We start from the raw sequence: 18,882 nt of genomic DNA, 5'->3' as shown, positions 1-18,882 counted from the left end.
CGAAGCGAGGAACGGTCATGACCACTGCGGTCCAGGCGCCCGCCCGGGCGCCCCAGCCCGGCCCGACGCCGTCCGGGGCGTCCGAGGCCCCGCACCGACGACGCCTGCTGTTCGGCTTCTGGGCCGTCGTGCTGGTGTGCTTCCTCGCGGTGTCCCCGGGGAAGATGACGTTCGAGACCAAGCTCGGCGTCGCCCTCGATCCCCAGCGCTTCCTCGGCGACCTCGGGTCGCTGTGGAACGGCAACGTGGGCCTCGGCGGCATAGCCAACCAGTACATCGGCTACGCCTTCCCGGCGCTCCCCTACTACGCGTTCATGGACCTCCTGCAGGTGCCGGTGTGGCTGGCCGAGCGGCTCTGGCTGTCGGTCATCGTGACCGCCGCCTTCTGGGGCGCGCTCAGGCTCGCCGAACGGCTGCGCGTGGGTACACCCGCGACCCGGCTGCTCGGAGCGGTGGTGTACGCGCTGTGGCCCACCTTCACGATCGTCATCGGATCGACCTCCGCCGCCGCGCTGCCCGGTGCCCTGCTGCCCTGGGTCCTGCTGCCCCTGACCTCCGCGGCGCTGAGCCCCCGGATGGCCGCGGCACGTTCGGCCCTGCTGATCCCCTTCATGGGCGGGGTGAACGCCGCCTCGACGCTGGCCGCGCTGCTGCCCGTGGGCCTGTATCTGCTCAGCCGCCCGCCCGGCCGGCGCCGTCGCGCGCTGCTGGGCTGGTGGATTCCGGGCGTCGTGCTGGCCACCGTGTGGTGGGTGGTGCCGCTGCTCCTGCTCGGCGCCTACGGCGAGAACTTCATGCCGTACGTCGAACAGGCCGACACCACCACCGCCACCATGTCCGCGACCGAGCTGCTGCGCGGCGCCGGCAACTGGGTGGCCTATCTGAACTTCGGCGAGGCCTGGCTGCCGGCCGGCTGGACCGTCGCGACCTCCGTCGTCACCATCCTCGGTTCGGCGTTCGCCGCGGCGCTGGGGCTGGCGGGCCTGGCCCGCCGGGACCTGCCGGAGCGTCGCTGGCTGCTGCTGACCGTTCTGGCCGTCGTCCTGATCACGCTCGCCGGGTACGGCGGCGCCTTCGGCGGTCCGTTCCACGGTGTCGTCCAGGACTGGCTGAACGGGGCGCTGAAGCCGTTCCGCAACATCTACAAGTTCCAGCCGGGGCTGGCCCTCGCGCTCGCCCTGGGACTGGCCCACCTGACGGCCGTCCTGTCCGTGAGCAGGAGTCCTCGCACCCTTCCCGGCCGCCGCTGGGTGCCCGCGGCCGCGGCGGTGCTGGTACTGCCCGGTCTGGTGCTGCCGTACGTCAACGGCTCGATCCTGCAGCCCGGGGCGTTCACCAAACTGCCCACTCACTGGGAGAAGGCCGCAGGCTGGCTGGAGGACAACGCCCCGGAGAGCCGGGCACTGGTCGTACCGGCGACGGCGCACGGCATCTACACCTGGGGTTCCCCCATCGACCAGCCGTTCGACGTGCTGGCCGAAACCCCCTGGGCGCAGCGTGACTTCGTCCCCTTCGGTACGCCCGGCGCGCGCCGTATGACCGACGCCGTCGAGCAGGCGCTGCTGTCCGGCACCGAGGTCCCGGGCCTCCAGGCGTACCTGGCACGGGCCGGGATGCACGAGGTGGTCGTCCGCAACGACCTCGACCCCGACCAGATCGGTTACGTCCCGCCGCAGACGGTGAAGCGGACGCTGGAGTCGTCCGGCTACCGCAAGGTCGCCGCGTTCGGCCCGCTGGTGACCGGCGGGCGCATCGCCGCCGACACCCCGCTCCAGGTACAGGGGCTCTACCCGCGGCTCCAGGCCGTGGAGATCTACCAGCCGCAGGACCGCGACGGGCGGCCCGGCAGGGTCGGTGTGTCCGCCGCGGCCGACACGGCCGTGGTCAGCGGCGGACCCGAGGCGCTGCTCCAGCTGTCCGCCGACCCCTCGATGACCGGCCGGCCGGCCGTACTGGCCGGGGACACCCTTCCCGAGGACGTCACCGCACCGGTGAAGGCGGTCGCGGACGGGCTGCGCCGAGCCGACACCCGGTTCGGCCTGGTCAACAACAACACCTCGTACACGTACACCGCGGACGAGCGCAATCACTCCGGCAGCCTGCAGAACCCGGGTGAGAAGCCCAAGCAGATCCTGCCGTCGGAGGGCACCGATCACCAGACGACCGCGGAGCTGCGCGGCGCCGAGTCCGTGACGGCTTCCAGCAGCGGCAACTGGCTGTTCCACCTGCCGCAGTACGACCCGGTGAACGCCTTCGACGGCAACCCGGACACCGCGTGGGCCGAGGGCAGCCCGGGCAAGCCGGCCGGACAGTGGCTCAAGGTGGACTTCTCCCGGCCGACCGACATCCCCGCCTCCATCCAGCTGACGCCCCTGCCGGGCGACGGCATGCGCGCGGCGCCCACGCGGGTACGGATCGAGACCGACCGCGGTGCGGCCGAGAGCCCGCTGCAGACGAACGGCGCGCCGCAGACCGTCAAGGCACCCGCCGGCGAAGCCTCCTGGATGAAGATCAGCATCGTTGCCGCGCAACAGGCCCGGCCGGGCCTGTCCGGGGCCGGCTTCTCCGAGGTGTCGATCCCGGACGTGCAGGTGACGCGCATGCTGTTGCTGCCGGCCGACGCGGAGCACACCGACGCGGCGGCGACCGTGTACTCCCTGCACCGCGGCACCGACGCGGGCGGCTTGTCGCCGGCGTCGGCCGAGGTCGGACTGCACCGGCAGTTCAGCACCAAGGAGACGGCTGAGTACGAGGTCGCGGCGCGAGCCGTCGCCGTACCCGGCGGGCCGTTGGACGAGCTGCTCGACCGTTCGGCTCCCGGACCGGAGAACCGGGTGACGGCCTCCGTGGACTCCACCAGCCGCAACGGCATGTCACTCAGCGCCCGCAACCTGGTCGACGGTGATCTGACAACCGCCTGGATCGCGGGCGACCGGCCGGGCATCCACCTGAGCTGGCCCGGGAAGGAGAAGATCGACGAGATCATCCTCGCGCCGGCGGGCGGGGTGTCCACCCGGCCGGAGCAGGTGATGATCAGCTCCCCGCACGGCGCGGCGACGGCCGACGTGGACGAGAACGGCCGGGTCAGCTTCCCGGAGATCGAGACGGACCGGCTCGACATCGTGATCAGCAGGGTCGCCCCGCTCACCGTCCACAATCCGGTGGCGGACGCGCAGTTGCAGCTGCCGGTCGGGCTGAGCGAGGTGCACGTTCCCGCCCTGGCCGATCTGCGGGTGCCGCGGCCGAAGCCGTCCGCGCGCTTCTCGCTGCCGTGCGGTGCGGGCCCGGACCTCGCTGTGGGCGGTGTCCTGCACAAGACGAAGGCATCCGGATCCGTCCGGGACCTCACCGAGCGGCGTCCCGTCACCGTCAGCCTCTGCGCGGGGGAGGAGAAGGACGGCACGCTGGAACTCCCGCCCGGCGACCACGCGGTGGAGGCGGGTGACGCGGGCCCGCTGGCGATCACCGACGTCACGCTGACCCGGGGCACTCCGCAGGAGATGGCGGGATCGGCTCGCGAGGCCACCGTCACCGAGTGGACCGACGACCGCCGGGCCGTCTCGGTGTCCGCCGGCGCCGGTGAGGCCGCCTACCTGCAGACCTACGAGAACGCCAACGACGGCTGGAAGGCCACCCTGGACGGCACGGAGCTGGAGTCGGTGCGCCTCGACGGCTGGCAGCAGGCCTGGCTGATCCCGGCCGGGGCGTCCGGCACGGTGAACCTGGAATTCGAGCCCTCCGGGCCGTACCGGGCAGCCCTGATCGGCGGTGTGATCGCGCTCCTCGCGCTCGTCGCCCTGGCCTTCGCGGGCCGCAGGCGCAACGCCGGGGGAGCCGACGAGCGGCTGCCCGAGCCGGCGGCCCCGGGGATGGTGCTGGGGACGCTGGCGCTGACCGCGGTCGTCGCGGTGGCGGCGGGTCCGGCGGCCCTGGTGGTGCCCGTACTCGCCGTGGCGGCGCGGTTCCGGCCGGCCGTTCTGGTGCCGACCGCGGCGGCGGCGATGGCCGGAGCCGGCATCGTCGCGGCCCTTGGCGCCGGGGAGCCGGTCGCCGCCGGGCACGGCGCGTTCAGCGGCTTCGCGCAGGTACTGGCGCTGGTGGCCCTGTCCGCAGCCCTGGTGACGGCGGCAGGCCCGGCGTCCGCGGCCGCCGGGAGGGAAGGGGCGGACGACGACGGTCGCGACACGCCGGAGGCGGCCGGACCGGTGGTCACGGCCCGGCCGGCAGGCACCGGCGACGGGTTCCCACCCGAGCCGCCCCGTCGGCAGCCGGGAGGCGGTGGCCCCGCGTGATCTCGCCGTGGACGACCGCCGGGCGGGGGACCGCACCCCCTCCCGGCGGGGTCCGGATTCCCTTCCCGACCACCGATGAGGTGTCGCGTCACTGCCTCAGTGACGACGAACCGGAGACCGTGCACATCGAGGTCCACCTGCCCGGACGGCTGGACCCCGCACGGCTGCGGACCGCGTTCCGGCGGGCGCTGCTGACGCACCCCAGGGTGCTGATGCGGGAAGTGCCCGGGCGCCGGCACCGGCAGACCCTCGCGTGGGAGCTGACCGGCGAACCGGACGGCGACCCGGTGAGCTTCGCGGGGCGGGGACCCGGCGCGTTGGCCCGGGCCCGGGCCCGCGCCCTGACGGACTGCCCGCCGCTCACCCTGTCGCCGCCGATGCGCCTGGAGGTCGTCGAGGTGAGCGGGGAAACGGCCGCCGGTGAGCCGTCGGCGGGCGGTGGATCCTCGCGGACCCGGACCGTGCTGTTGCTCACGACGCATCACACGGCTCTCGACGCCCCCTCGGGGCTGAGGGTGCTCGCCACGACCGCGGAACACTACGGCGGCGCAGCCGCGGCCCCGGTTCCCGCGCCGGTTCGACCGGGCCGCGCGGGTCCGGCCCCGGGCGCGGCCGGCGGCACCGGCCGCGCGGTCCGCGCGCGGCCCGCACGGGTCGCGCCGGACTCCCGCCCCGAGCCGGTGCGCGCCGGCGCCGCGGGCAACGGCATGCTGCAGGTGGAGCTGCCTGTCCCGCGGCGTGCGGCGCGGACCGGGGGAACCCCTCCCTGGACCGTCAACGACCAACTGCTGGTCGCCGTGTCTCTGATGGTGGGCCGCTGGAACGTCTCGCAGGGGCGGCCGGCCGGTCCGGTGCGGATCACCATGCCCGTCGACGACCGCCCGCGCGGCAGGGAGATGCCCATGGGGAACGGAACCCGGCTCGTCGAAGTGGGCATGGCCTCCGAGGACCCGCGCGACACGGACCTGCTGCTCGGTGAGCGGCCGGACCCGGCAGCCGTGGTCCGGCTGCTGCGCACCACCGCCGGGCGCACCCGCGCGCTCAAGTCCTCCCAGGGTGCGCCACTGGGGGCCGGGGCGAGCCTGCTGACCGCGCGGCTGCTGCCGGTCGGGATCCGGGGCGCGCTGACCCGTGCCGCTCGGCGGGCGGCGGCGCCCTGGACGTCGACGGCGCTGGTCACCAACATCGGCCGCGTGCCGTACGCCCTGCACTTCGGCGACGCCGGCCGGGCGACGGCCGTCTGGTTCTCCGCACCGGCGCGGATGCCGCGCGGGCTGAGCGTCGCGGCGGCTTCCACCGGCGGGCGGCTGCACGTGACGCTGCGCTGGTCCCGGGCGCTGCTCGGCGACGCGGCGGGCGCGCACCTGGCCGACTTGTTCGATCAGTCTCTCTCGGCGGCCTCAGAGGTCACCCCGTCCCCCCACACGAGGCCGTCATGACCCCCTCGCCCACCGGCTCCGCCGCCGGCACATCGCCCGAGGCGCCGGCGTCCCCGCCGGCGACGCCCGCCCCCGGGCTGCGGGACTTCTACGAGAACCCCGCCGTTCCCGTCGCCTCCGGGGAAGCCCGGACACTGCGCCAGGCCCGGATGCTGGCCGCCGCGCTCGGGCCCGTGGGGCCCGGCCGCCCGGCCGCGACCGTGCTCGACCTGGGCTGCGGGGACGGCTCGGCGGGCGCGACCGCCGCCCGCGTACTGGACGGGCACCGCGTCGTGGGGATCGACTGGTCGCAGGACGCACTGCGCCGGGCGGCGCGGCGCATGAGCCACGTCGTCCGCGGCGAGCTGACCGGCAGTGGGCTGCCCTTCGCCTCCGGCAGCGCCGACGCCGTGCTGTTCAGCGAGGTCGTCGAGCACCTCGTCGACCCCGACAGCGCGCTCGACGAACTGCACCGGGTGCTGCGCCCCGGGGGGCATCTGATGCTCTCCACGCCGAACCTCGCCGCCTGGTACAACCGCGGGCTGCTGCTCGCCGGAGTCCAGCCGGTGTTCTCGGAGGTGAGTCTGCGCCGCATCCACGGCAGGCCGGGCAGCGAGGTGGTGGGCCATCTGCGGCTGTACACGGCGCGCGCCCTGCGCGAGTTCGTGACGGCGTCGGGGTTCGAGGTGGTGAGGGTCGCCGGTGCGCCGTTCCACGGAGTGCCGCGCCCCCTCCGCCCGCTGGACCGCCTGGCCTGCGGGCTGCCGTCCCTCGCCTCCATCCTCCTCGTCCATGCGAGAAAGGTGTAGCCCCGTGGGGTGGGGTGTGGCCGCCGCTCTGGTGGCGAACGTCCTGTACAGCACCGGCTTCGTCCTGGAGAAGCGGGCGCTGGCCGGTATGCCGCCGCTGAGCGCCGCGCGGCCGGGCCGGGCCCTGCTCCTGCTGGCCGGCAGACCCTTGTGGATCTGCGGAGCCATGGCGCTGGCCCTGGGGTTCGCCGCCCAGCTGGCCGTCTACCGCACCCTGCCGATCGCCGCTGCCCAGGGCCTGTTCCTGTCCGGGCTGGTCCTCCTGCTGGTGCTCTCCTCGGTGGTGCTCGGTGAGCGCCCCTCCGGTCGTGAGCGGCGTGCCGTGGCGGTCATCGGCCTGGCGCTGGTGATGGTGGTGGCCTCGCTGTACGGGGCCGGCGAGGAGATCAGCCGCAGCGCGCCCGCGGGCGTTCTGCTGGGGCTGTGCGTGCCAACACTCGCGGCCGGGCTGCTGCTGTACACGGCCGCGGAGCGGCGCGCCCGCCGGCGCCACCGGCAGCCGACCACCGGAGTGGCCTACGCGGTGGCCGTCGGTCTGCTCTACGGGGTCAGCTCGCTCGCCATCAAGGGCGTCTCCGGGCACCTGGACACCTCGGACCTCCCGGGCTCCGTTCCCGCTCTGCTCGCCTCCCCCTACCCGTACCTCCTGCTGTTCACCGGGGTCAGCGGACTGGTGCTGTCGCAGACCGCCCTGCAGCGCTGCCGGGCGTCGCTGATCGTCCCGGTGTGCTCGACGGTGACCTGCGTGTTCGCCATCGTGAGCGGCACGATCGCGTTCGACGAGCCGCTGCCCGACGACCCGCTGCGGCTGGTGCTGCGTCTCGGCGGCACCGTGCTGGCCCTGACGGTCCTGCTCACCCTGCCGCGGCACGACGCGGACACCGACACCCCCGGAGGAACCCGGCCATGAAGCCCGACAACCCGCTGCTGAAGATCCTCGCCTGCCCGCTCGACAAGGGCCCGCTGATCCTCGACGAGGCCGGGGACGCTCTCTACAACCCGCGCCTGCGCCGCCGCTATCCGATCATCGACGGCATTCCACGCCTGCTCCCCTCCTCCGGCGAGCCCGCCGCCGGGCGGGAACACGACGCACGGCCCGCCGCACAGCCCGGCTCCGGCAGTCCGTGACCGTTGGCAGTCCGTGACCGTTCCTCCGGCCGGCTCAGCCGGCGCGGTCCGCGGCGCGGCGCAGCGACTCCACCAGCGGCCGCGCCCGGTACGGCACCCGCTCGCGCAGCGCGACGTCCGTGCGGGTCCGCACCACGCCCGGCAGCCGGATCAGCCGCTGGATGACGTCCTCCAGGTGGCCGTTGTCGCGGGCGACGACACGGGTCAGCAGGTCTCCGCCACCGGTGACCGAGAACGCCTCGATGATCTCCGGGATCTCCGCGAGGGCGTCGCCGACGTCCACCAGATGTCCCTGGGTGACCTCGATGTGGACGAAGGCCAGCACGGGATGGCCGAGGGCGGCGAACGACAGCCGGGGCCCCTCGTCGCGGATCACCCCGTCCCGCTCCAGCCGGTCCAGCCGGGCCTGCAGCGTTCCCCGGGCCACCCCGAGGATCCGGGCGTACTCCCGCACACTCGTCCGCGGCTGCTCCAGCAGCAGTTCCAGGATGCGGGCGTCGAGCGCGTCGGGGGCCTTCGGCGAAGCCATGGGCCGCGGATCCCTTCCGGTCGGTGACGGAGCCCGCCGACTGTACCCGCCCGCCGCGGGCGGGGGCACGGACCGTCCACGGCGGGCACTCAGCGGGGCCGCGCCGGGCCGGCCCGCCCTCCGGGCCACGGGGGTCCGGCCGGGAGCCCGCCGCCCTGTGCCGCCGCGAGAGCCGGACGCCGGATGCCGTCCCGGCCCGGCCGGTCCGCCCGCAGGGGGAACGCGACCTGCACGACGAGACCGCCGCCGGGCCGGGCCCGGGCGGCGAATCCGGCGTCGTGGGCGATGGCGATGGCCCGGACGATGGACAGGCCGAGACCGTGGTGCCCGTCGTCGGCCGTCCGGCCGAGCCGCTGGAACGGCTCGAACAGCCGCTGCACCTGCTCCGGCGGTACCTCGGGCCCGGTGTTGGCGACCGAGACCAGGGAGCGCCCGGTCGCGGTGCCGGTCGTGATCTCGACCAGCCCGCCGGGCACGTTGTAGCCCATGGCGTTCTCGACGAGGTTGGCCACCAGCCGCAGCACGAGGGCCGAGTCACCCGTGGCGGGCGCCGGTTCGAGCGCCGTCCGCACCCGCACCCCCCGCCGCTCCGCCTCCGGCCGGGAGGCGTCCGCGACCTGCCCGGCGAGGACCGAGAGGTCCAGTGGCTCGCGGTGCTCCAGACCGTGTTCGCTGCCGGACAGGGTGAGCAGTGACTCCAGCAGGCGCGCCTGCTGTTTGCTGATCTCCAGCAGCCGTTCGAAGTTCGACCGGAACGACTCCACGGTGGCCTCCCGGTCGATCAGGGCCTCCTCCAGCAGCGCGTGCTCCAGGGTGAGCGGAGTGCGCAGCTCGTGCGCCGCGTTGGCGACGAAGCGCTTGTGCGAGTCCAGTGCCGTCTCCAGGCGGCCGAGCAGCCCGTCGACCGTGTCGGCGAGGTCCTTGAGCTCGTCGGCGGGCCCGGTGACGCCGAGCCGCGCGTGCAGATTGCGGGCGGAGATCCGCTGGATGGTGCCGGTCATCGTCCGCAGCGGCCGCAGCACCCGCCCCGCGACCAGCCAGCCGAGCAGTATCGAGATCACTGCCGTGATCGCCAGCGCTATCCCCGACTGCACCAGCAGATGGTGCATCTCCGCCTGGTGCTGGCGCAGCGCCTGGTCCCGCAGCTCGCGGGTGACGGCGTCGAGCAGGCCGGAGGAACCGCCGTCCGGGCGGCCCAGGGTCAGACCGCCCTCGCCGCCCGGCGCCGGCAGGGTGCCGGTACCGGTCCGGGCGAGGACGTACTTGGCGGGGGAGTGGCTGACCAGCAGGTACGTGATCGTGAGCAGGACCACGCCGGAGGCCACGAACAGCACCCCGTACAGCAGGGTGAGGCGGACGCGGACCCGGCGGGGCAGCAGGCGGCGGACGGCTGAGGTGAGGGACGGCGGAAAGCGCGGAGGACGTCGCATGGGCTCCTCAGATCCGGTAGCCGCCCCGGGGAACGGTCTCGATCACGGGTGGATTGCCGAGCTTCGGACGCAGGCGGTTGATCGTCGCCTTGACCGTGGTGGTGAACGGATCGGTCGCCTCGTCCCAGACCCGCTCCAGCAGTTCCTCGGCCGACACCACCCGGCCCTGCGCGGCGAGGAGGTACTCGAGCACCGCGAACTCCTTCGGGGTCAGCGCGAGGCGCTCCCCGGCGCGGGTGGCGATCCGCTGCGCGGGGTCGAGCCGCAGGTCGCCGTGGACCAGGACCGGGGGCAGCGCGGGCTGTGAGCGCCGGGCGAGGGCACGGATGCGGGCCACCAGCTCGGCGTAGGCGAAGGGTTTGGGGAGGTAGTCGTCCGCGCCGATGCTGAGGCCCTCCACCCGGTCGGCGATCGTGCCGGACGCGGTCAGCATCAGCACCCGGGCCTGCGACGGCTGGGCGGCCAGCTTGCCGCACACCTCGTCCCCGTGCACCCCCGGCAGGTCCCGGTCGAGCACGACGACGTCGTAGTCGACCACCATCGTGCGCTCCAGCGCGTCCGAGCCGTCGTGGACGACGTCGACCGCCATCCCCTCCCGGCGGAGGACCCGCGCCACCGACTGCGCGAGTTCGGTGTGGTCCTCGACCACCAGCACTCTCATCGCCCACCCCCCGTACGACGCGTCACGACCGAAGGGCGGGGCCGCCGGAAACCGATCATGATGGAGCAGACTGCCCGATCGCAGGTCACACACCGGTCACAGCATCCGGTGGCGGGTCCCCGGACACCCGTCGCTCCGGCCGGCACCGGCCCGGTGGCCGCCGTCCTCGCGGGCCCGGACGGCAGCCTACCGCCGGCGGGGGGACCCCGCGCGGGGTCCGGGACCATTCCCCGGTCACAGACTTTCGGACCGCGGTGTGACCGTCCACCTCGTAGACAGGATCCGCAACGCACCACCACACCCGGTTCCGCGACGAGGAGTTGGAGGCCGTGGACACCCAGGGGCAGAGCCGGTACCGGCAGGGGAAGGGCGGCGAGAGCGGCCGGCGCGCGGCGCCGGCCGCGCCGGGAGGTGTGCCCGTGCGGCGCGCGGAACGGTGCCCGGCATGACCGCCGGCTCCCTCTTCCCCGTTCTCGTGGCGGTGGCCGTGGCGTTGGCGGTACTGATGGCCCCGGTCTCCGGCGGCGCGGCCGGGGCGCGCGGGCGTGGTCGCCCGGGCGCCCCGTATCGGCCCCACCGGCTAGACCGCGTTCAGCTGGTCGCAGGTGCTGCCGCCGCAGGGCGCCCCGGCTCCGTCCGGCGCCCCGCCCGGGGTGAGCTTCCCCGCCAGATCCGCCCGGCGCTGGACGGCGAGCTTGCGGTACGCCCGGGTCAGATGCTGCTCGACGGTGCTCACCGTGATGAACAGCTTGTCGGCGATCTGCCGGTTGGTGTACCCGCGGGCGGCGAGCGTCGCCACCCGCAGCTCCGCGTCGCTGAGCTCGACGTGCCCCCGCCGGGGGGCACCGGACGGCTCCGGCCGTCCGGCCGGCAGGGCGCCGGCCGCCGCGGCCACCCGCGGAGCGGGGACACCGCACTCCCGCGCGAGCTGCTGCGCCCGGCGTGCCAGCGACCGGGCCCGGCCGCGCTCCCCCAGCTCGCGGTGGGCACGGGCCAGATCGTCCTTCACCCGGGCCAGTTCCAGCCGGTGACCGCGCTCGCGCAGGATCTCCGCCGCCTCCTCCAGGAGCGGCAGCCGGTGCAGCGGGTCGAGCGTCCCGGCGAGTACCCGCAGGGACACCCCGTGGGTCCAGGCGCGCCCGGGGCGCACCATGGCCAGCTGTTCCTCGGCCAGGGCCCGGGCGCTGGCGGGGTCGCCCAGCGCCAGATGGCCCTGGGCGGCATCCGTGCGCCACGGCACCAGCGCGGGCAGGTCGAACCCCCAGCGGGTCATGAGGTAGCCGCACCGGAGGAAGTCGTCGAGCGCGGCGTACGGGCGTCCGGCGGCGAGGTGGTGGAAGCCGCGCGCCCGGAGGTGGAGCAGGCCGTCGGGCGTGTGGAACGCCGGGTCCGGCACCGGGACGCCGAGCCGGCCGGCCGCCTCGTCGAGCCGGCCCATGGCGGTCTCGGCGTGGACGACGGTGGCCACCGGGCCGGCGACGGCCACTCCCCATCCCTCCGGGGGGACCAGGGCGAGCGCCGAACGGGCCGTCTCCGCCGCGGCGGCCAGCCGTCCCAGCCTGAGGTCGATCCGCGCCCGGACGGAGGCCAGCAGCGCCTGCCACATGGGGGCGCGGCGGGCGGCCGCCTCCCGGGCCAGGGCCTCGCACCAGAAGGACGCCCTGTCCAGGCGGTCGGTGAGCACGAGGGCGTTCAGGGCGACGACGAGCGCCGTGACGGTGTGGTCGTCCAGCCGGGTGCCCTGCAGGATCTGCTCGGCGCCGGCCACCGCGTCCTCACCCGCTCCGTCCAGCACCGCCCTCATCAGGTTCGCGGCCCGCTGACGGGTGGTGCGCGCCGGGACGGGATCCTGGGGCCCCGCACGGCCGGGCCGTACCCGGACCGGGCCGGTGAATCCCGGGAAACCGTGCACCATCCAGCGCCGGATGTCGTCGGGCCCGTACCGGCCGCCGCCCTCGGCGCGGCCGGGGGCGCGGCTCCGCTCCACGGCGCCGAGGACGTCCAGGGCCCGATCCACGTGACCGAACCAGAGCAGGTGCCCGACGAGTTCCTCGGTGTGCCGGGGACCGAGGCGGCCCTCGAGCGCGGCGGTGGTGAGCTCGGGCAGGTGCTGGGCGGCGGTGGCCGGGTTGACCCGCCATCCGGCCCGGGTCATCGCGGCCCGGATGGCCGGGGACCGCTGACCGTCGGCGCAGGTGTCGCGGGCGACGCGGAGGCACGCGAGGGCCAGGTCCACCTCGTCGCCGTCCAGGGCGCGTTCGGCCGCCTCCAGCAGGGTCGGCAGTGCCCAGGGCGCGTCCACGGGTTCCGCGAGGATCAGGTGGCGCACCACCGCGGTCGCCGCCTCGCCGTGCTCGTGGAGCACTTGGGCGGCGCGGGCCTCCAGCCGGGCGCGGTGGGCGGGATCCATGCTCTTCAGCGTCGCCGCCCGGCCCGCCTCGTGGCGGAACCATCCGGTGCTCAGCAGTCCGGTCTCGGTCAGCGCACTCAGCCCGCGCCGGGCCGCTTCGCGGCTGACGCCGAGGACTTCCGCCACCAGTTCGGTCCGCGAAGCCTGCGGTCCGAGCACCGCCAGAGCCCAGGCGGTCCGCCGGGCCGATACGTCGCTGCGGTACAGGCAGGTGGTGACGGCCTGTTCGAAGGAGTCGCCGGGTACCGGGGGGAGGGATCTGCCCGAAGTCCCCGCGGCCGAGGCACGGTGGTCCTCCAGCAGCGCCCGGGTCAGCAGGGGGTTGCCGCCGCCGAGCCGGTGGAGGTCCGGGACGGCCGGGCACGACCGCCACCCGGACCGGCCGTGGGCGGAGACCATTTCGGCCACTCCTTTCCGCCGGAGCGGGCCGAGCCGGATATTCCGGCACCCCGGCAGGCGCAGTAATTCGACGTGCAGACTCCTGTTCCCGGTGGGGTAACCGCTGTTTTCCCCCAGGAGTACCAGAATGCGTGCGGCGTCCAGCCGGCGGGCCAGGTATTGAACACATTCCAGTGAATAGGTGTCGGCGTGGTGCACATCGTCGATCCCGATCACCACCGGCCTTTCCCTTGATTTTTCCAGCAGGACTCCGCAGAGCTGGGGAATCGCGTTCCGCACCACGGCGGGCAGTCCGCCTCCGGCCGGCCGCGCCGGTGCGGTCACCGTGACCAGGTCCAGCAGCCGTGCCGCCCGCTGGGCACCGGGGACCGGCAGATCGGCGCCGAGCAGCAGCTGTCCCATCACCCCCAAAGGCAGGTCGCGCTCCGTATCCGAGGCTGTGGCCTGCAGAAAGAGTGCGCCGGCGGCGGTCGCCCGCTCACCGAAGGCGCGCAGGAGCGCGGTCTTCCCGGTGACCACCGCGCCGCTGACCAACAGCACTCCGCCGTGCCCGGCCACACAGGAGCCGAGCATGTTCTCCATGATCGATAATTCCGCACCGCGATCCACCAAGTCCATGAGCCGACTTCTCCCCCGCACGGCTGATTCTTGGAGTGTCCAGATGGCGGGCCGGCTCCTCTTTCGATCCGGACCGGCCACCTGCGTGTTGATTCTGCCATATCAAAAAATCGTTCACCAGGATATTTGCCCCATGGTGCCGCATGGCCGTTATAAAGACGTCAAGCGTGATCGGAATTGCGCGTACCGTATCGGCCGGGGCCTGTTCTTATTGCGAGACGGAGGCCAATACACCGCCGAAAGCGATGCGCTGCTCGATATCCGGACGGACGGCGGATCCGGACGGACGGCGGGGCGGCGGGGCGGCCGGCGCCGACGTGCCCGCGCTCCGGCTCCGGACCCGCGGTGGCCGGACCCGCGCCCGGCATGCCCGGGAGGGCCGTAACCGGAATCTCCTGAACCCCCGGAAGCAACCGCTGCGCGCCGGCCGTCGCGCGGGCGCTCCCGCCGCCCGCCCCGGTCGCCGCCCGCTCCGGCCGTGGCGCGCTTCCCGCTCCTCCGGGCCTCCGCGAGTGCCGGGACCTGTCACCTCCGGAGGGAGCGCGTACGCGAATGTGAGAACTCGGGGAGGAATTCCGAATTCCGCCCTGCTCCTCCTCCCCGGGGAGGAGTGCGGGCGGCGCGGAATGCGCTGCGCGGCGGTGTGGTCCGCTCCGGCGGAAATCCGGTCGTGCGAAAAGGGAGACGGGCCCTTCCGGTCTGCCGGTCGGTACCGCAGCGCCGGCCGGCGGGGGTCGCGGGGCCCGGGCGGGGCACGCCGGGGTGCGTGCCCCGGGGCATGTCCCGGGCAGGGGCGGCGTGTTCCCGGTGGAGCGGTGCGCCGGCTGGGGTGCCGGGGCGGGGACGGGTAGGGGTCGGTAGGGGGTGCCCGGCCCTCCGGGGGCTCCGTGGATGAGGGGTACCAGGCCGGAAAGGGCGTTGTTAGGGTGAGCGTGCTCCGCTCGGGGAAAACGTTCCGCTTCACGGGAACGGAAACGAGCTGAGGGGAAAGGAATGGGGGATGAAAACCGGCGGGAGGAATTCCGCCGCGGGCAGGGGGGCCGGCCTCGCGAACACCGTGACCGGTGGTGTGGGGAAAGCATTTCCGCACACCCGGCACCGCCGGAGAACCAGCGGTCCGGTCGCCGGAGCGCGCACCGGTTCCCGTCCCGGCGGACGGCCGGCGGCGGAGGACGGACGCGGCGCCCGCCGCGGTGGCGGCACGGAAGCGGAATCCGTGGTGGCCGCGGGACCGGCCGGTGCCGCCCGGTGGCCGGGGGAGAGGACGGGTGGGATCCCGTCCCGCGAGCGGCGTACCGGTGACCGGCGAACTCCGCACCGGGACCTGCCGGTTCCGGTCACGGCCGGGCCGCTGGTGCCGGTGACGCGGAAGCCGGGCCCCGCCGGGAGGCGGGGACGCCGTCCGGCTCCGGAACGGCGGGCGGCGACGCCGCTGCCCCGCGGCCCGAGGGGTTCCCCGGGACGCGGCGTGTGGTCCGGAAAGCCGGCGTACCCGCGTACGAGTGAGATCGCAACACGAGGGGGAGTTGGGTTGGCACTGACCGGGCACGCGCAGATCGACCAACTGATGGTCGTCGAAGTCGAGATCAGCTCGCTGTCGACGGCCGGCTCGCCGCGGACCTCCGGAGCGGATCCGGAGCACGTGGAAACGCTGGCGGAGGCGCAGACTCCGCTGCCGCCCATCACCGTGCACCGCTCGACGATGCGGGTCATCGACGGGCTGCACCGGGTACGGGCCGCCGAACTCCGGGGGCAACGCAAGATCGCGGCAAGGTTCTTCGAGGGGGACGAGGCCGATGCCTTCGTCCTCGCCGTGGAATCCAACGTCACCCACGGTCTGCCGCTGACGACGGCGGACCGGAAGCGCGCGGCCGGGCGGATCATCGCCTCGCATCCGCAATGGTCGGACCGGATGATCGCCTCGGTCACCGGCATCGCCCCCGGAACGGTCGCGGAGATCCGCAGGCGCCGGCCCGAGGCCCAGGTCGGCGAGGTGAGCCGTATCGGGCAGGACGGCCGGGTCCGCCCGGTCAACGGGACCGAGGGCCGCAAGTTGGCCAGCCGGCTCATCGCCCAGGACCCGAGTCTGTCGCTCCGTCAGGTGGCGCGGGCCGCGTCCATCTCCCCGGAGACGGTCCGCGACGTACGGAACCGGATGATGCGCGGCGAGGATCCGCTGCCGGGGCCGCGGCGCGGGAACAAGAAGCGGGCGAACGGCACGGAGGTCCCCGCCGCGGGCCGCGGCGGACTCCGCCCCGCCGCGGTGGCCTGCCGGAACCCGGTCCAGGACCGTGCGGCGGTCCTGGACCGGCTCAGGGCGGATCCCGCGCTGCGGTTCAGCGAGACCGGGCGCACCTTGCTCCGGCTGCTCACCGTCCACATGATGAGTCCCGAGGAGTGGGACGCGATCATCGACAAGGTTCCGCCGCACTGCGGTGGCGTCGTGGCCCGGCTGGCGGGCGAATGCGCCGAGATGTGGGCGGAGTTCGCCCAGCGGGTCGAGCGCAAGGTCGCCGAGACGGCATAGCCGTCCGGGTGTCCGAGTGAGAAATCTGCCCGGTTGGACGCCGGGGGGCGGGCATCCGGCCGGGCGCTCCGGCCGGGCGCTCCGCCCGTCCAGCGGGCGGGACTTGCACCACTTCCCGGGCTCTGAGAAAGTCCCTCAGCGCGGCGCCGTCCACCGCACACCACCGTTTCCCGGTGGCCGCGCCCGCGGAATTCCCTCCGCCCCGTGAAAAGCGCGACGCGCGGCATCCGGTCCCCCGGACGGATAATCCGGGGGCATTGCACCGCCGTTCTCACACTTCGGTCCGGCCGGCCCTCCATTCCTCTTTCCGTCGGCGTGGTAACGGCCCTGTTCATCCCGTCCAATTCTCCGGACCGTCCGTCATACCTGGCCGGCGGTAAATGCAGAACGGTATGGTCCTCGTGCGGGGGGAATCGATGGAAGCAATTGATCGCTGTGCTGTAACCGGCCCCGTTCCGGCCCGCCGTCACCGCAAACCGCAGGCCCGCGGACCATTCCGTGACATGGCAGCCAAGAGAGCAGAAGAGCCGACGCAGGAGGTTTCCGTCGCGTGTTGATAACCCAAGGCCCTGGTGGCCCCACTGTCGGGGGGCCGCATTCCGCCGCGGCGCAGAAACAGACGCTCCGGCCGGGGACCGTGCGCAGGGCGCTGGCTTATATGAGGCCGCACCGGAGTGCGCTGTTCCTGCTGCTGGCCGTCACCGCGGTGGATTCCCTCATCATCGTGTCCACGCCACTGCTGCTGAAGAAGATCATCGATGACGGCATTCTCAGGGACGACATGGCCGTGGTCACGACCATCGCCCTCGTCGTCGCCGGACTCGCCGTCGTCGACGCCTTCGCGCAGCTCGGGCAGAGCTACATCTCCGGGCGCATCGGACAGGGCGTCAGCCACGATCTGCGGGTCGAGACGTTCAAGCACGTCCAGCGGCAGCCGATGGCGTTCTTCACCCGGACCCAGATCGGTCTGCTCGCCAGCCGGCTGAACGGTGACGTCATGCTGGCGCAGCAGGCTCTCAGCACCCTGCTGACGTCGGTGACCAGCGTGCTGACCGTGGTCCTCGTACTCGCCGAGATGTTCTATCTGTCCTGGCTCATCAGCCTGATCGCCGTGTGCATGCTGCCGCTGTTCGTCATCCCGGCCATCTACGTCGGACGGCGCCTCCAGCGCTACTCCCGCGAGCAGATGCAGGCCAACGGCGAGCTGGGCGGCATCATCAGCGAACGCTTCAACGCGGGCGGCGCCATGCTCGCCAAGCTCTACGGCCGCCCGCGCGAGGAGGCGGACGCCTTCGAGACCCGGGCGCGCACCGTGCGCGAGGTCGGCGTGGTCTGGACGGTCTACAGCCGGCTGTCGTTCATCTTCATGGCGCTGCTCGCCTCGCTCACCACCGCGCTCGTCTACGGCGTCGGCGGCGGCCTGGTCCTGAACGACGTCTTCCAGATCGGCACGCTGGTGGCCCTGGCCGCTCTTCTCGGCCGGCTCTACGGGCCGATCACCCAGCTCTCCGCCATGCAGTCCAACGCGCTGACCGCGATGGTCAGTTTCGACCGGCTCTTCGAGATCCTCGATCTCAAGCCGCTCATCGAGGAGAGCCCGGACGCCGTCGCCCTGCCCGCGCCGGGCGGCGGGCCCGCGCCGGAGATCGAGTTCGAGGGGGTGTCGTTCCGGTATCCGCGCGCCGGCGACGTCTCCCTGGTCTCCCTGGAGTCCAGCGCGCTCTCCCCGGCCGAGCGGGAGAAGGAGACGGCGGAAGTCCTCCACGACCTCAGCTTCCGGGCGCCGGCCGGCAAACTCACGGCCCTCGTCGGCCCGTCGGGCGGGGGCAAGACGACCACCACCCACCTGGTGTCCCGGCTCTACGACCCGACCTCGGGCACCGTCCGCATCGACGGCCACGACCTGCGCGACGTCACCCTCGACTCCCTGCGCGACGTTGTGGGCGTGGTCAGCCAGGACGCCCACTTCTACCACGACACGATCCGGGCAAACCTCCTCTACGCCCGTCCCGAGGCCACCGAGCGGGAACTGCTCGACGCCTGCCGGTCCGCGCGGATCGGCGATCTCGTCGCCTCGCTCCCGAGCGGCCTCGACACCGTGGTCGGCGACCGCGGGTACCGGCTCTCGGGCGGGGAGAAGCAGCGGCTCGCCCTGGCCAGACTGCTGCTGAAGGCCCCCTCCGTCGTGGTGCTCGACGAGGCCACCGCGCACCTGGACTCCGAGTCCGAGGCGGCCATCCAGCGGGCGCTGACCACCGCGCTGCGCGACCGGACCTCGCTGGTCATCGCCCACCGGCTGTCCACCATCCGCGAGGCCGACCAGATCCTCGTCATCGACGGGGGCCGGGTGCGCGAGAGCGGGACGCACGAGGAACTGCTGGCGGGGGGCGGGCTCTACGCCGAGCTCTACCACACCCAGTTCAACCGGCCGGGCGCCAACGGCACCGGCTCCGACGGCGGGGGACACGCCCACGAGGCGCTGGTTCCCGCACCGGTTGCCGGGGACGGCGACCTCGCGGCCCGTCAGCCGGTCGCCGGAGGCTCCCTCGCCCTGGGCGGAACCGTGCCGCCGGGGGCCGGCGGCGACCTCGTCGTCCGCCGCCATTCCGAAGAGCACTAGCGCCTTCCGGCCGGCCGCGGGGCCGGCCGGGAGGGGCCGAC

11 protein-coding genes are annotated in these 18,882 nt (G+C 73.8%); 7 read left to right on the top strand and 4 right to left on the bottom strand.

Features of this window, described 5'->3' with window-relative positions; genetic code table 11:
* Window positions 1–17 precede the first annotated feature (17 nt).
* The 5 genes from SXIN_RS02500 to SXIN_RS02480 are packed head-to-tail and all read left to right on the top strand — an operon-like array spanning window position 18 to window position 7,647.
* A complete protein-coding gene (locus SXIN_RS02500; protein WP_095756517.1) occupies window positions 18–4,292 on the top strand; it encodes an alpha-(1->3)-arabinofuranosyltransferase domain-containing protein in 4,275 nt (1,424 codons plus the stop codon).
* Window positions 4,289–5,731: a condensation protein gene (locus SXIN_RS02495; RefSeq protein ID WP_420341034.1), complete on the top strand. Its 1,443-nt coding sequence runs from the start codon at window positions 4,289–4,291 to the stop codon at window positions 5,729–5,731. Before SXIN_RS02500 ends, SXIN_RS02495 begins: the two co-directional genes overlap by 4 nt.
* Window positions 5,728–6,519, top strand: coding sequence for a class I SAM-dependent methyltransferase (locus SXIN_RS02490; protein ID WP_019708076.1), 792 nt, complete (start codon window positions 5,728–5,730; stop codon window positions 6,517–6,519). The genes SXIN_RS02495 and SXIN_RS02490 overlap by 4 nt, the downstream gene beginning before the upstream one ends.
* 4 nt (window positions 6,520–6,523) lie before the next feature.
* Window positions 6,524–7,429, top strand: a complete 906-nt coding sequence (locus SXIN_RS02485; protein WP_107501128.1) for a DMT family transporter — start codon at window positions 6,524–6,526, stop codon at window positions 7,427–7,429.
* Entirely contained in the window at window positions 7,426–7,647 is a 222-nt protein-coding gene (locus SXIN_RS02480; RefSeq protein ID WP_019708078.1) for a Trm112 family protein, read from the top strand. Before SXIN_RS02485 ends, SXIN_RS02480 begins: the two co-directional genes overlap by 4 nt.
* Before the next feature lie 34 nt (window positions 7,648–7,681).
* Here SXIN_RS02480 and SXIN_RS02475 read toward each other — a convergent pair whose 3' ends face one another.
* The 4 genes from SXIN_RS02475 to SXIN_RS02460 form a co-directional block, all read right to left on the bottom strand.
* Window positions 7,682–8,176: an Lrp/AsnC family transcriptional regulator gene (locus tag SXIN_RS02475; RefSeq protein WP_019708079.1), complete on the bottom strand. Its 495-nt coding sequence runs from the start codon at window positions 8,174–8,176 to the stop codon at window positions 7,682–7,684.
* An 89-nt stretch (window positions 8,177–8,265) separates the two neighbouring features.
* Complete coding sequence (locus SXIN_RS02470) at window positions 8,266–9,606, bottom strand: sensor histidine kinase (protein WP_095756515.1); 1,341 nt, start codon at window positions 9,604–9,606, stop codon at window positions 8,266–8,268.
* Window positions 9,607–9,613: 7 nt separating this feature from the next.
* The gene (locus tag SXIN_RS02465; protein WP_039820775.1) at window positions 9,614–10,267 is read right to left on the bottom strand and encodes a response regulator transcription factor; all 654 of its coding nucleotides are present in this window, start codon (window positions 10,265–10,267) and stop codon (window positions 9,614–9,616) included.
* 580 nt (window positions 10,268–10,847) lie between these two features.
* On the bottom strand, window positions 10,848–13,694 hold the full coding sequence (locus tag SXIN_RS02460) for an AAA family ATPase (protein ID WP_095756514.1): 2,847 nt from the start codon (window positions 13,692–13,694) through the stop codon (window positions 10,848–10,850).
* A gap of 1,531 nt (window positions 13,695–15,225) precedes the next feature.
* On the opposite strand from SXIN_RS02460, the gene SXIN_RS02455 reads away from it, so the two are divergent.
* Both SXIN_RS02455 and SXIN_RS02450 read left to right on the top strand, forming a co-directional pair.
* Complete coding sequence (locus SXIN_RS02455) at window positions 15,226–16,221, top strand: ParB/RepB/Spo0J family partition protein (protein WP_019708083.1); 996 nt, start codon at window positions 15,226–15,228, stop codon at window positions 16,219–16,221.
* A 658-nt stretch (window positions 16,222–16,879) separates the two neighbouring features.
* Entirely contained in the window at window positions 16,880–18,841 is a 1,962-nt protein-coding gene (locus SXIN_RS02450; RefSeq protein WP_019708084.1) for an ABC transporter transmembrane domain-containing protein, read from the top strand.
* Window positions 18,842–18,882: the final 41 nt, after the last annotated feature.

Source organism: Streptomyces xinghaiensis S187, from assembly GCF_000220705.2.
Lineage (GTDB): Bacteria > Actinomycetota > Actinomycetes > Streptomycetales > Streptomycetaceae > Streptomyces > Streptomyces xinghaiensis.
The sequence above is the reverse complement of the archived record's forward strand: the minus strand, read 5'-3'. Positions and strand labels throughout refer to the sequence as shown.

Coding starts and splice junctions, on each gene's coding strand:
- SXIN_RS02500 (WP_095756517.1), top strand. CDS start 18: ATGACCACTGCGGTCCAGGCGCCCGCCCGGGCGCCCCAGCCCGGCCCG.
- SXIN_RS02490 (WP_019708076.1), top strand. CDS start 5,728: ATGACCCCCTCGCCCACCGGCTCCGCCGCCGGCACATCGCCCGAGGCG.
- SXIN_RS02480 (WP_019708078.1), top strand. CDS start 7,426: ATGAAGCCCGACAACCCGCTGCTGAAGATCCTCGCCTGCCCGCTCGAC.
- SXIN_RS02475 (WP_019708079.1), bottom strand. CDS start 8,176: ATGGCTTCGCCGAAGGCCCCCGACGCGCTCGACGCCCGCATCCTGGAA.
- SXIN_RS02470 (WP_095756515.1), bottom strand. CDS start 9,606: ATGCGACGTCCTCCGCGCTTTCCGCCGTCCCTCACCTCAGCCGTCCGC.
- SXIN_RS02465 (WP_039820775.1), bottom strand. CDS start 10,267: ATGAGAGTGCTGGTGGTCGAGGACCACACCGAACTCGCGCAGTCGGTG.
- SXIN_RS02460 (WP_095756514.1), bottom strand. CDS start 13,694: ATGGACTTGGTGGATCGCGGTGCGGAATTATCGATCATGGAGAACATG.
- SXIN_RS02450 (WP_019708084.1), top strand. CDS start 16,880: ATGAGGCCGCACCGGAGTGCGCTGTTCCTGCTGCTGGCCGTCACCGCG.